This window comes from Mesorhizobium sp. Z1-4 (assembly GCF_004000235.1).
In the GTDB taxonomy this organism is placed as follows: Bacteria; Pseudomonadota; Alphaproteobacteria; order Rhizobiales; family Rhizobiaceae; genus RCIO01.
Map to the genome: position 1 here is coordinate 325,221 of NZ_RCIO01000001.1, position 12,084 is coordinate 337,304.

Genomic DNA, 12,084 nt, shown 5'->3' on the forward strand with positions numbered 1-12,084 from the left:
CCAAATGCGCGGCTTCGAATCTGAAGACCCGATCCTGCGGCTGGCAGGATTGGGCAAGCGCTTCGGTCACGCCGACGTGGTCAAGGATATCGAGCTTACGATCCCGCGCGGATCGTTCACCGCGATCCTTGGCCCGTCAGGCTGCGGCAAATCCACCTTGCTGAGGATGATCGGTGGCCTGACGCTGCCGACATCCGGCCGCATCGAAATCGATGGCGAGGACGTAACATATACGCCACCGCAGAAGCGGCCCACAAACACCGTGTTCCAGAGCCACGGCCTGTTTGCGCATATGAGCGTGCACGAAAACGTAGCTTTCGGCCTTTCGCTCGCCGGGCGGCCCCGCGAGGAAATATCCGACCGGGTTGCCGATGCTCTGAAGCTGGTCAGACTGAGCGGTTTCGAAGGGCGCACGGTCGACCGCCTTTCGGGCGGCCAGCAGCAGCGCGTGGCGCTGGCACGAGCTCTGGTGATGCGGCCCAAAATCCTTCTACTCGACGAACCTCTCTCGGCCCTCGACCTCAAATTGCGCCAGGCAATGCAGGAAGAACTGCGCGCCATCCATCTGGACACCGGCGGCACATTCATCTTCGTCACGCACGATCAGGCCGAGGCATTCGCGCTGGGCGATCGTCTCATAGTCATGAACCAGGGCCGAATCGAACAGGCCGGACCGCCCGGCGAGGTTTATGCGCGTCCCCGCAGCCGGTTTGCGGCTGAATTCGTCGGCGACGCAAATTTCCTGACGGGCAAACGCAACAACGGCCGGGTCGCGCTCGACATAGGTGTGCAATTCGACCTGCCGGGGCCGGACGGCATGCTTAATCTCATGTTGCGCCCCGAAGCCGCACGCCTCCACACAGCCGGCGCCGACAGTCGGGAGGACGGTCGGATCAGCGTAGAGGGTGTAATCAAAGAGGTCGTCGACCTCGGCCCGTTTGCACAATGCCGGTTCGATCTGGGCGGCGGGCACCATATCGAGATATCGGGTATCCCCAGGACAATGATCGGCGAGATCGCGGTCGGCAGCCGTGTTTCCGCAAGCTGGCCCAAATCCGCACTGGTTGACGTGACCCCATGAGTGACGCCAGCGCACCGCAACGCAGCACGGGCGGCGCCCTGCTCGCTGCCCCCGCCTTCGCGATCCTGGCGGTGCTTTTCATCGTGCCGATGATACTGCTCTTTGTTGTGAGCTTCTGGCGCGTGCGCAATTTCGCGCTCACTCCGGATATGTCCCTGGATGCCTACACACGTGTCTTCGTTACCTATGGCGACGTGCTCGTTTCCACCATGGCGAACGGGAGCGTTACGGCGCTGATCTGCGTCGGCCTCGGCTTCCTGTTTGCCTATGCGGCGCGATTTCGTGCCGGGCGCTGGGGCGACGCCCTCATTCTCGTTGCGATCATCACGCTTTTTGGCGGCTATCTGGTCAAGATTTACGCCTGGAAAGCGATCCTGAGCACGGATGGATTCCTGAATGCCATTCTGGTTGCCACCGGGGTGTCAGCAGAGCCACTCGATACGCTGCTTTACAATCGCGGCGCCGTCATTGTGGCGCTGGTCCATTTTCTGCTGCCGTTTGCCATTCTGCCCATCTACGGCCAGCTGCGCAGTGTGAACGACATACAGATCGAGGCAGCGCACGACCTCGGGGCCAGCGGACGCCAGACATTGATCCGTGTCATCATCCCGCAATGCCGGATCGGGCTTTTCGCCGCTTTCGCAATCTCGTTTCTGTACGCAGCAGGCGACTACATCACACCTCGCTTTCTCGGCGGCGGATCGGGCACGATGATCGGACAGTTCATCGCCCAGGAATTCTCGACCCGTTTCAACTGGCCCGCAGGTGCGGCGATGTCATTCGTACTGATGGCGGCAAGCCTTTTGGTGCTCGGGCTGGTCGGCATCCTTTTCGTCAGGAGAAAACCGTCTTGAGACAGTTCAGGGCCCTGCTCTGGTTCGCTGTGATTGCGATGCTGGTTCTGTTCATGCTTGGACCGCTCGCGATCGTCGTGGTGTTTTCCTTCAATTCCGGCGCACTGGTCAGCCTGCCGCTGACCGGCTTCAGTCTCGACTGGTACCGTGAACTGTTTTCATCGGACGAGTTCTGGGCTGCGTTCCGCAACAGCCTCGCCGTGGCAGTCCCGACGGCGTTGCTGGCAACGGTGACCGGCACAATGACGGCACTCGCGCTGACGCGCAAAAGCGCCTCGGCGAGCGTGCCGCTGCTGACGGCGCTCTCGGTTCCCATCATGATCCCGCCACTGGTCGTCGCGATCGGTCTGGTCGTGCTTTATGTACGCTGGCTGTCGATCCCGCTTGGCATCGGCGCCGTCATCGGCGGGCACCTGCTATTGACGCAGCCACTGGTCGCGCTGGTGGTCAGTGCCCGCATGGCAAGCTTCGACCGTGTTGCGCTCGAGGCGGCTCGCGACCTTGGCGCAACACCCTGGCAGGCCTTCCGATATGTGACGCTTCCGCAGATCAGGGCAGCGCTCGTGGGCGCGGCGCTGCTCGCCTTCGCCATCTCGCTGGACGAATTCATCATCACGATCTTCACGATCGGTTCCGGCAACACACTGTCGACTTTCGTGTGGGGCAAGATGCGCACCTCCCTCGACCCCTCCATCAATGCCATCGCAACCCTGCTGCTCGTCGTCACGATAGGCTCGACCGCAATTGCTTTGCGTATGACGCGCTACCGCGGCTGAGCCAATCGGCAGCGAAAAAGGCCAGCACTTACCGTTTCCCATGAACTGACAGTCGCCTCTGCTGAAGCCGGGGCGCATGGCAGCCTGAGGCATTGACAAATTCAAACAGATGTTTGAAGTTTGGAAATGAAACACCTGTTTGAAACGGCTGATTGAATGACTGAGAGAGCAATAACGGCTTCAGGCGCGACGCGGCTTCGCATCAAATCCGCTGCGCTTGATCTCTACGCTGCCAAGGGGCTCGACGGCGTGACGATCCGGTCGCTGACGGAGCACGCAAACGCCAATATGGCAGCCATCAACTACCATTTCGGCAGCAAGGATCAGCTCACGTTCGAGATATTCCGCGACATCGCGCGCAAGTCGGCGCAAGCCCGTATTGCAATGCTCGATGAGCTGCAGGCCGAATGCGCCGCCGCCGAACGCACGCCAAAGATCCGCGAGATTATCGAGACTTTTGTCGCTCCCTATCTCGACGAAAACGACCCGCGCTCCGGTGTGCTGCTTGCGCAACTGATCATGAAACACCGCGCCGGCCCCAACGCCTGGACCGAGGCAGTGGTACGCGAAGAGCTCGACGGGATGGCGCTGCGCTACATCGGTCTTCTGCTCGAGGCGGCGCCGCATCTGACGAGCAAGGCCGTTCACTGGCGTTACCATCTGATGGTCGGCGGCATCGTCCTCGCGCTGAGCGACAGCGCCTCAAGCAACCGTCTTGAACGTCTTTCCGGAAAGGCCATGGCGCCGCAAGACATCGCTTCAAAGCGCCGCGAGATCGTCGATTTTCTCGTCGCCGGCTTCGGAGGCGACTGACCGCATTTCCACCCCCGGAATTCAGCTGGGGAAAGCAATCCAAACGGGAGGAATAGTGTGAATAAGAATAGCGTTATTGCATTGGCAGCCGTGTTGGCGGCGAGCGTTGCCGGCTCGGCGCAGGCCGAAGAGTTCCGCATCACCGTGGCAGCCGGACACCCGCCAGTCAGCCTCGGCGTTGCCGGTGTCCAGAAGTTTTTCATCCCTGAAATCAATCGCAGGCTCGCCGAGATGGGCGGGGAGCACAGCATCGAGTGGACAGAGGCCTATGGCGGCTCGCTGGCCGACTTCAACGGTGTGCTGGAAGCGGTCGAAGACGGTATCGCCGACATGGGCTACGTCGTTCATCTGTTCGAAGGCGACAAGCTTCCGCTTGAGCAGGTCAGTTATGTCACGCCGTTCGGGACCAACGACACGGCGCTGATGATGAACGTGATCTCCAAGCTCCACAAAGCCATTCCGGAGATGGGCGCAGCTTGGGAAAAGCACAACCAGATGGTGCTCGCGCCCACCGGCATCGACACCTACCATCTGCTGTCGAACTTCCCTGTCAACGAGCTGGGCGATCTCGACGGCCGCCGTATCAGCGTCAGCGGCCTGGCCACCAAGTGGTTGAGCGGCACCGACGCCGTGCCGGTCAGCGGGGCCCTGCCCACCTACTACAACTCCATCGCGACCGGTCTGACCGACGGCATGCTGACCTTTGAATCGGCTGTCGCTTCCTACAAATTCTACGAAGTGGCGCCTATCGTCACCAAGGTGAGCTTCGGCGCGCAGTATTCGAGCGGCCTTACCATCAATCTCGACACCTGGAACCGCTTTCCCGAGGAAGTGAAATCGGTTTTCCTGGAAGTGGCCGATGCCTATCGCGACCGCACCGCGCAAGCCTACACGTCGGCTGGTGAAAAGAGCCTGCAGGCCGCAGTGGATGCAGGAGCGGAGATCGCCGAGGAGAACCCGGATCTGCGCAAGCAGCTGGCGGCCAACCTGCCGAACATCGCCCGCGAATGGGCCGCTGCGCTGGACGCCGAGGGACTTCCCGGGACGGAAACTCTCGAAACCTATATGAGGCTTTCCCGTGAGGCCGGTGTCGAGTTCGCGCGCGACTGGAGCGCCCAGTAAGCGTGACGCACCCTTCATCTGGAAGTGGAGCAGCCGCGATGCGGCTGTTCCATTCACTCGCCTTCGTCATGGCTCTGCTCGGCGGCATCGGCACGCTGGCCATGATGGTGCTCATCAATGTCGATGTGGTTGGGCGCGGCTTCTTCGGTATGCCGTTTCCCGCGACCGCCGAAATCATCAGCGCCAGTATTGTGGGGATCGTCTTTCTTCAGCTGCCCTACTGCACACTGAAAGGCAGGAATATCCGCTCAGCCATGCTGCTCGACCGGCTTGCCGGGCGGGGGCATCGCGCGGCCCGCATTCTCGACGGGGTGCACTATCTGATCGGCGGCGTCATGCTCGCGATCATCGCCTGTTACGCCGTGCCGGAAGTCGTCGAAATGATCGTCGATCGTGAGACCGTCGGCATTCGCGGCATCATGACACTACCGCGCTGGCCCTTTGTCGTCTCCGTCGCGATTGGCGCGATCCTGACGACCATTGCGTTCTTCATCATTGCCAAACGCCGTCTCATCAGCCCGGAATCGATTGGGGACGACGATGAGTAACGTCGAAATCGGACTGGTCTCTCTGGTCGTCATCGTAGCTCTCATACAGACCGGGCTGCACGTTGCGGTGGCTCTTGCGCTGGTCTCTTTCGTCGGCGTTTTTCTGGTACGCGGCGACATGTCGATCGCCGGCGCGCTGCTGACGCATGCAGCGCTGGAAAGCGTCGCGCGCTACTCGTTCGGTGTCATCCCGCTCTTCGTTCTCATGGGAGTTTTGGTCGGTGTTTCGGGGCTCGGCCGGGATATTTTCGACGTAGCCGGGCAGCTGTTCAGGCGCGTGCGCGGCGGGCTTGCCATCGCCACCGTTTGTGCAAATGCGGTTTTTGCCGCGGTGAACGGAACCTCGATCGCTTCGGCATCGGTGTTCACCAAGGTTGCCGTGCCCGAGCTCATGAAACAGGGCTACACGCCCCGCTTCTCCGTCGGTGTCGTGGCAGGGTCTTCGGTGTTGGGCATGCTGATCCCGCCCTCGCTGCTGCTCATCCTCTACGGCATCATCGCCGAGGTCTCGATAGGCGCCCTGTTTACCGCCGGTATCGTGCCGGGGATCGTTCTGGCCTTCTTCTTTATCCTGCTGATCCTATTCCTGACGACCTTCTTCCCCTCCTTCACTGGCGTCCCGAACGAACCCGCAGGCCAGGAGCTGATGTCGCCGACCGTTCTGTTTGTTAAGGCGGCGCCGATAGCATTTCTCGTGCTTCTGGTTCTCGGCGGCATCTATGGCGGCTTCTTTACGCCGACCGAGGCGGGCGGCGTCGGCGCGATGGGCGCATTGGTCATCGCGATCGCGCGGCGCAGTCTGTCGTACAAGCAGTTCGGCAAGCTCCTCATTGAAACCGGTCAGGTTACCGCCTCGATCACGTTCCTGATCATCGCCGCGCACATGTATTCGCGCCTGCTGGCGCTGACCGGCGTGCCGGGTGCGATGGTTGGCATGATGGAGGCTGCCGGGCTCGGATTCTTCGCGGTGATGGCGCTCTATTTGCTGGTCATCATCATACTGGGCACCATTCTCGACAGCGCCTCGATAATGCTCATTCTTCTGCCGCTGATGGTGCCGGTTGTGGCTCAGTTCGACGTCAACCTCATCTGGTTCGGCATCGTAACGGTCATCGCCGTGGAGGTGGGGTTGCTGACGCCGCCGCTTGGCGTTGCCTGTTTCGTCATCAAGGCCAATCTCGACGACAAGTCGATAAGTCTGTCGAACATCTTCAGCGGTGCCGGTCCCTTTGCGCTCGTGATGGTGGTGATGACGGCACTCATTCTTTTCGTACCGGGCATTGCCCTTCTGCTGCTCTAGGGGGAACCGTGCCTGTTCAACCAAAAACCGACCTCGTCGAACTCGGCAACGGCCTGTTCGCCTATATTCAGGAAGACGGTTCCTGGGGCTGGAGCAACAGCGGCCTGATCGTCAGCGAAGGGCAAAGCCTGATGGTGGACACGCTTTTCACGGGTTACCTCACCCGTGATCTGCTCGATGCTTACCGCCGCGTGGCGCCCGAAGCCGCCGAAATCGACGTCCTGGTCAACACGCACTCCAACGGCGACCACACATTCGGCAACTACGTTGTCGAGACGGCGCGCATCGTCGCCTCGACGCGGTGTGCGCAGGAGATGGCTGAACGGCCGGCCGAAGTCTTCTCCAGAAATATTGCGGACTGGCGCAATCAGGGCGCCCACTGGGAATTTCTCCATGAGGTCATGGGAGCCCGCTTCGATTTTTCCGATATCGTCTACTCGCCGCCAAACGAACTGTTCGACGGCCAGAAGACACTGATGCTGGGCGGCCGCAAGCTGGAGCTGCGCGAGTTCGGCCCCGCGCATACGAGGGGTGACATCGTCATCCACATTCCGGATGCAAAGACAGTTTTCGTCGGCGATCTGCTGTTTTCCGGCAGCCACCCGATGATCTGGGACGGTTCGATCGCAAACTGGATTCGCGCCTGCGACGAAATCCTGACCTGGGATGTTGATGTCGTCGTACCGGGCCACGGCCCGGTTGGCGACAAAACGCAGCTTGCAGGCATGCGCGCCTATTTCGTCGATCTGATGGAGGCCGCACAGGAGCGATATTCCGGCGGGCAGCCATGGCAGGATGCCGCAGCCGAGATAGGGCTTTCGAAATATGACAGCTGGCTCGATCGCGAACGCGTGGTCGGGAACGTGGCGGCCGCCTATCGAGAGCTTTCGGGTGGGGCGATCCAGCCCGCGCGGGAAGCCGTCGTTACAGAGATGATCAAATTCCACAGAGGCGGCGAGTGCGCACACGGCGACGAGTGCGGTTGTCACGACAGGAAGGTGTGAAGATGGAACTCGAACTGATCAATCATAACTATTCCACCTGCTCCCAGAAGGTCAGGTTGTGCCTTCATGAAAAGGGGCTGCCGTTCAAACACACCCAGATCGACTTCCGCGCCAAGGATCACCTCAAGCCGGAATATCTGAAGCTCAATCCCAACGGCGTGGTGCCGACGCTTCTGCACAATGGCCGGCCAGTGATCGATAGTTCGGTCATCATGGAGTACCTGGAAGAAGTATTCCCCGAAAAGCCGCTGCAGCCCGACAATCCATATGACCGCGCGCGCATGCGCGCATGGCTGCGTTTTATCGAAGAGGTGCCGACGGCAGCGATACGGGTGCCGTCATTCAATGCCGCATTTTCCCGGCATTACCGCGACATGTCGGATGCCGAGATCATGGCAAATGCCGATGACCGTCCGCTGCGGCGTGAATTCTACCGGTCGATGGGACGCGAAGGTTTCGAGGATTCCGCCGTCCAGGATAGCAACGACCGCCTGCGCAAGACCGTCATTCGCATGGACAGCACGCTGGCGGACAGCGCGTGGCTGGTTGGCGACGATCTCAGCCTCGCGGACTTCTGTGTTGTGCCGACGATCGACCGGATGATTGACCTCGGGCTGGATTTCCTGCTCGACGATGCGCCGCATTTCGCGCGCTGGTGGGCGGCGATCCAGAGCCGCCCCGCCTATGACCGCACCTACATTCCCGGATCGCGGGTATCCCATGTTTATCAGGATCTGGCCCGTAGCGCCTGATCTGCAACTGCCGTCGGAGGAATAATGTCGGACCTGCTGCCCAGCTGGCTTGAGTCTGCAAACGCGCCAGGATGCCCGTTTCCGCTCAACAATCTGCCCTATGGGGTATTCTCCGCTGCCGGCGATACGCCAAGATGCGGTATCGCGATCGGCGACCGGGTGCTGGATATTCCGGCGCTCGCGCGCGCGGGAGCGATCGAATTCGATCCGGGCTTGTTTGTCGAGCCAGCCTGGAACGCTTTCATGCAGGCTGGGCCTGAAAGCTGGCGAAAGCTGCGGGCGCGTCTTCAGGATCTGCTTGGTGCGAACGGCGATCCGCGTCTGCGCGACGACAAGGCGCTGGTGGAAACGGTGCTTGTGCCGCTGGATTCCGTAAAACTTCACGCCCCCTTCAGGGTGACCGAATTCACCGACTTCTTCGCCAGCCGCCACCACGCGCAAAATGTCGGGGCCCTTTTCCGCGACCCGCAAAACGCCCTGCCCCCAAACTGGCTTCACATTCCCATCGGCTATAACGGGCGGGCATCCAGCGTCGTCGCATCGGGCACGGCAATCCACCGGCCCTGGGGGCAGTTGAAGGCCCCCGACGCTGACGCGCCGGTGTTCGCACCGTCGCGGCGTTTCGACATCGAGCTCGAGCTGGGCGCGGTCATAGGTTCGCCGCTAGGCGGTCCCTCGAGCGTTCAGGAAGCCGACGATGCGATCTTCGGGTACACGTTGCTCAACGACTGGTCGGCCCGCGACATCCAATTCTGGGAATATCAGCCACTGGGACCATTTCAGGCCAAAGCGACTGCCACGTCGATCGGCGAGTGGATCGTTCCCAAGGCTGCGCTCGAGCCGTTCCGGGTCGACGCGCCGGCAAGGGAAAAGCCACTCCTCGAATACCTCAAGGAGCCGGGCCCGATGCTCTACGATATCGATCTTGATATCTATCTTCGCGGCGCTGACGGTGAGGAAACCAGGATATCGCGTACCAACTACCGGCACATGTATTATTCGGCGGCGCAGCAGATCGCTCACCATACGGCCTGTGGATGTCCTATGCGCATTGGCGATTTGACCGGGTCGGGAACTATCTCGGGGCCCACTGACGACAGTCTCGGCTGTCTGATCGAGATGACCAAGGGCGGTCGCGAACCGCTTGTGCTGAAAGATGGACAGCCCCGCACTTTTCTCGAAGACGGCGACACGGTTCGTTTGACAGGCGCCGCGAAAAGGAACGGCATTGCCATCGGTTTCGGCAATTGCGTGGGCACGTTGCTCGCGCCGCTCCAGGAACCTTACGCCCGCTGAAGGCCCGGATTTGCGTCGGGGCCAGACGGTTCTCGTCCGGCCCGACCGTTGCAATCGGCTTTCTCCGCAACCTCTGGATCGCCGTAGAAAATGCTGGACATCGCTTCGGCCATCGGTCAATCTTAACACTGTAAGAATTGGAGCGAAATTGCGCATGGCGCGATATTGAGAGGGCATATGTTTCAGGACGAATTGTTGAAGGGTAAGCGGATACTGGTGACCGGCGGCGGCACCGGGCTCGGCCGCGTCATTGCCGAGAAGTACCTCTCACTCGGCGCCGATATCTACATCTGCGGACGGCGCGGGAACGTTCTGGAAGAGACCTCAGCCGAAATGATGGCTGAACATGGCGGTACCGTTAAATTCAAAGCGGTCGACATTCGCGACGCGGACGCGGTGGATGCGATGGTCGGCGAGATATTCGACGATGGCGGCCCCCTGACCGGGCTCGTCAACAACGCGGCCGGCAATTTCATCAGCCGCACCGAAGACCTGTCCCACCGCGGCTTCGATGCGATCGCCGACATCGTTATGCACGGTACGTTTTACGTCACCCATTCAGTGGGCAGGCGGTGGATCGAAGCCGGTGTCCCCGGGTCGGTCGTTTCCATACTCGTAACCTGGGTATTCAACGGCGGGCCTTACGTCGTTCCGTCCGCCATGTCCAAATCGGCCATCCGGTCGCTGACCCAATCGCTCGCGCTCGAATGGGGTCAGCACGACATTCGCCTTAACGCGATCGCGCCGGGCGAGTTTCCGACCGAAGGGATGAGCGCACGCCTTTTGCCGGGCATGAAAAGCGGCCGCGCTGACGATAATCCGATGCGGCGGGTCGGCCGGATGCCGGAACTTCAGAACCTCGCAACGTTCCTGATGGCCGACGGCGTGGACTGGATCAACGGCCAGACCATTACGATCGACGGCGGGCAATGGATGGCCGGCGGCGGCAACTTTTTCAGGTTTCGGGACAAAACGGACGAAGACTGGAACAATATTCGCGATCTGATCAAAGCGCAGAACGCCAAAGACAAGGCGCAGCGCACGGTCGACCCTGCGAAAGCCTGATCGAGGCTGCTTGCGAATACCGGATGCGGGCGCGGAGCCTGTTTCCGCCAACCGGGAGAAATGTAATGCCGCGCCGTTTTGTTGACATCTCCGTCGCGCTGGATCCTGTGCTGGCGTCCGATCCGCCGATCATGCAGCCGCAGGTCGAATACATGGATCATCAGGCCACCGCCGATCAGATCAAGTCCTTCTTTCCCGGACTGGAGAAGGATCAACTGCCAGACGGCGAGGGTTGGGCTGTCGAACGCCTGACGGTGTCGAGCCACAATGGCACGCATCTCGATGCGCCATACCACCATCATTCGACTATGAACCGCGCCCTCAAGCCAGGAGGCGAGCCGGCATCGACAATCGATGAGGTGCCCCTCGAATGGTGCTTCGCCCCTGGCGTGAAGCTCGACTTTCGTCACATGGCGGATGGCTATGTAGCCACCGCGGGCGACGTGGAGGCCGAGCTCAAGCGGATAGGCCATGAACTCGCCCCTCTCGACATCGTCCTGGTGAATACCGCAGCCGGCGAACGCTACGGGCACCCCGACTATGTCGGTCGCGGTTGCGGGCTCGGGCGCGAGGCTACGCTTTATCTGCTCGAACGCGGCGTTCGCGTGACCGGCACCGATGCCTGGTCGTGGGATGCGCCATTTTCGGCTACGGCGGCGCGTTGGGCGAAGGAAGGCGATCCCTCGATCATCTGGGAGGGGCACAGGGCATCCATGGAGATCGGATATTGCCACATGGAGAAACTGGCCAATCTGGACCAGCTTCCCGGTCATGGATTCCTGGTCTCCTGTTTTCCCTACAAGATCAAGAAGGCTTCGGCAGGCTTCACCCGCGCGGTCGCCATTTTCGAAGACACATGAGCCAAGGCTCGAACTGACGACGCCACTGGGGGTCGCAGGACCCACCAATGCCACTGCACCCATTGCCCTGCGGGAGGATCAAAATGTCCAACAACACTACCGGCGCTGAAGCCGCACCCAGAACCCAGATTCAGTTCGACTGCGTGGGCACTGCGACCGGCAAAATGCGCAACGAGCTGAATGTGGTCATGAGCCGGCCGTCGCCGGATGGCCCCTGGGAACTGGCAAGCGACGAAGGAGCGTTTCATGGCGGCGACGGTTCAGCCCCTCCGCCGCTGGCGCTTTTCGTTGCCGGACTGACCGGCTGCATCATGACCCAGATGCGCGCTTTTGCGAAACGCCTGAGCGTTTCACTGGACGATCTCAAGGTCGAAACCCGCGTCGTCTGGGATTGGCAGGCAGCGGGGCGGATCTATGAAACCGCGCCTCACAGTTTCGAGATCGACATTCTGCTGACCAGTTCCGATGACGCCAGCAAGGTAGTCGAGCTCATCGAAGCGGCAAAAAAGGGCTGCTTCCTCGAGCAGACACTGGGCACCCGCAACGTCATCAAGCACCGGCTGAAGACAGCCGACGGCTGGCTGACAGTCTAGCTGCCGGGCCGGCCAGGGGG

The 12,084-nt window shown here is 61.0% G+C and carries 13 protein-coding genes; all 13 read left to right on the forward strand.

The features are described 5' to 3' along the window. Positions 1-4 precede the first annotated feature (4 nt). A complete protein-coding gene (locus tag EP165_RS01580; RefSeq protein WP_127519802.1) occupies positions 5-1,081 on the forward strand; it encodes an ABC transporter ATP-binding protein in 1,077 nt (358 codons plus the stop codon). After that, on the forward strand, positions 1,078-1,935 hold the full coding sequence (locus tag EP165_RS01585; protein ID WP_127519803.1) for an ABC transporter permease: 858 nt from the start codon (positions 1,078-1,080) through the stop codon (positions 1,933-1,935). Before EP165_RS01580 ends, EP165_RS01585 begins: the two co-directional genes overlap by 4 nt. Then, the gene (locus EP165_RS01590) at positions 1,932-2,711 is read left to right on the forward strand and encodes an ABC transporter permease (RefSeq protein ID WP_127519804.1); all 780 of its coding nucleotides are present in this window, start codon (positions 1,932-1,934) and stop codon (positions 2,709-2,711) included. The genes EP165_RS01585 and EP165_RS01590 overlap by 4 nt, the downstream gene beginning before the upstream one ends. A 156-nt stretch (positions 2,712-2,867) precedes the next feature. Further along, positions 2,868-3,524 (forward strand): TetR/AcrR family transcriptional regulator, encoded by a 657-nt coding sequence (locus tag EP165_RS01595; protein ID WP_127519805.1) that lies wholly within the window; start codon positions 2,868-2,870, stop codon positions 3,522-3,524. A gap of 57 nt (positions 3,525-3,581) precedes the next feature. Beyond that, positions 3,582-4,646 carry a C4-dicarboxylate TRAP transporter substrate-binding protein gene (locus tag EP165_RS01600; RefSeq protein ID WP_127519806.1) on the forward strand — a complete coding sequence of 355 codons (1,065 nt, stop codon included), beginning with the start codon at positions 3,582-3,584 and terminating at the stop codon, positions 4,644-4,646. Between the two features lie 38 nt (positions 4,647-4,684). Next, positions 4,685-5,194, forward strand: coding sequence for a TRAP transporter small permease (locus tag EP165_RS01605; protein ID WP_127519807.1), 510 nt, complete (start codon positions 4,685-4,687; stop codon positions 5,192-5,194). Then, entirely contained in the window at positions 5,187-6,494 is a 1,308-nt protein-coding gene (locus tag EP165_RS01610) for a TRAP transporter large permease (RefSeq protein WP_127519808.1), read from the forward strand. Before EP165_RS01605 ends, EP165_RS01610 begins: the two co-directional genes overlap by 8 nt. 8 nt (positions 6,495-6,502) lie before the next feature. Continuing rightward, positions 6,503-7,498, forward strand: coding sequence for an MBL fold metallo-hydrolase (locus EP165_RS01615; protein WP_127519809.1), 996 nt, complete (start codon positions 6,503-6,505; stop codon positions 7,496-7,498). A 2-nt stretch (positions 7,499-7,500) separates the two neighbouring features. Further along, positions 7,501-8,250, forward strand: coding sequence for a glutathione S-transferase family protein (locus tag EP165_RS01620; RefSeq protein ID WP_127519810.1), 750 nt, complete (start codon positions 7,501-7,503; stop codon positions 8,248-8,250). Positions 8,251-8,274: 24 nt separating this feature from the next. After that, positions 8,275-9,546 carry a fumarylacetoacetase gene (gene fahA, locus EP165_RS01625; protein WP_127519811.1) on the forward strand — a complete coding sequence of 424 codons (1,272 nt, stop codon included), beginning with the start codon at positions 8,275-8,277 and terminating at the stop codon, positions 9,544-9,546. A gap of 177 nt (positions 9,547-9,723) precedes the next feature. Then, a complete protein-coding gene (locus EP165_RS01630; RefSeq protein ID WP_127519812.1) occupies positions 9,724-10,611 on the forward strand; it encodes an SDR family oxidoreductase in 888 nt (295 codons plus the stop codon). Positions 10,612-10,676: 65 nt separating this feature from the next. Further along, on the forward strand, positions 10,677-11,471 hold the full coding sequence (locus EP165_RS01635; protein WP_127519813.1) for a cyclase family protein: 795 nt from the start codon (positions 10,677-10,679) through the stop codon (positions 11,469-11,471). An 83-nt stretch (positions 11,472-11,554) separates the two neighbouring features. Next, the gene (locus tag EP165_RS01640) at positions 11,555-12,064 is read left to right on the forward strand and encodes an OsmC family protein (RefSeq protein ID WP_164742926.1); all 510 of its coding nucleotides are present in this window, start codon (positions 11,555-11,557) and stop codon (positions 12,062-12,064) included. The last annotated feature ends 20 nt before the right edge of the window (positions 12,065-12,084 follow it).

Excerpts from the sequence above, each read along its gene's own strand:
- EP165_RS01635 (WP_127519813.1), top strand. The coding sequence starts at position 10,677 with ATGCCGCGCCGTTTTGTTGACATCTCCGTCGCGCTGGATCCTGTGCTG.
- EP165_RS01620 (WP_127519810.1), top strand. The coding sequence starts at position 7,501 with ATGGAACTCGAACTGATCAATCATAACTATTCCACCTGCTCCCAGAAG.
- EP165_RS01605 (WP_127519807.1), top strand. The coding sequence starts at position 4,685 with ATGCGGCTGTTCCATTCACTCGCCTTCGTCATGGCTCTGCTCGGCGGC.
- EP165_RS01595 (WP_127519805.1), top strand. The coding sequence starts at position 2,868 with ATGACTGAGAGAGCAATAACGGCTTCAGGCGCGACGCGGCTTCGCATC.
- fahA (WP_127519811.1), top strand. The coding sequence starts at position 8,275 with ATGTCGGACCTGCTGCCCAGCTGGCTTGAGTCTGCAAACGCGCCAGGA.
- EP165_RS01585 (WP_127519803.1), top strand. The coding sequence starts at position 1,078 with ATGAGTGACGCCAGCGCACCGCAACGCAGCACGGGCGGCGCCCTGCTC.
- EP165_RS01630 (WP_127519812.1), top strand. The coding sequence starts at position 9,724 with ATGTTTCAGGACGAATTGTTGAAGGGTAAGCGGATACTGGTGACCGGC.
- EP165_RS01580 (WP_127519802.1), top strand. The coding sequence starts at position 5 with ATGCGCGGCTTCGAATCTGAAGACCCGATCCTGCGGCTGGCAGGATTG.
- EP165_RS01610 (WP_127519808.1), top strand. The coding sequence starts at position 5,187 with ATGAGTAACGTCGAAATCGGACTGGTCTCTCTGGTCGTCATCGTAGCT.
- EP165_RS01640 (WP_164742926.1), top strand. The coding sequence starts at position 11,555 with ATGTCCAACAACACTACCGGCGCTGAAGCCGCACCCAGAACCCAGATT.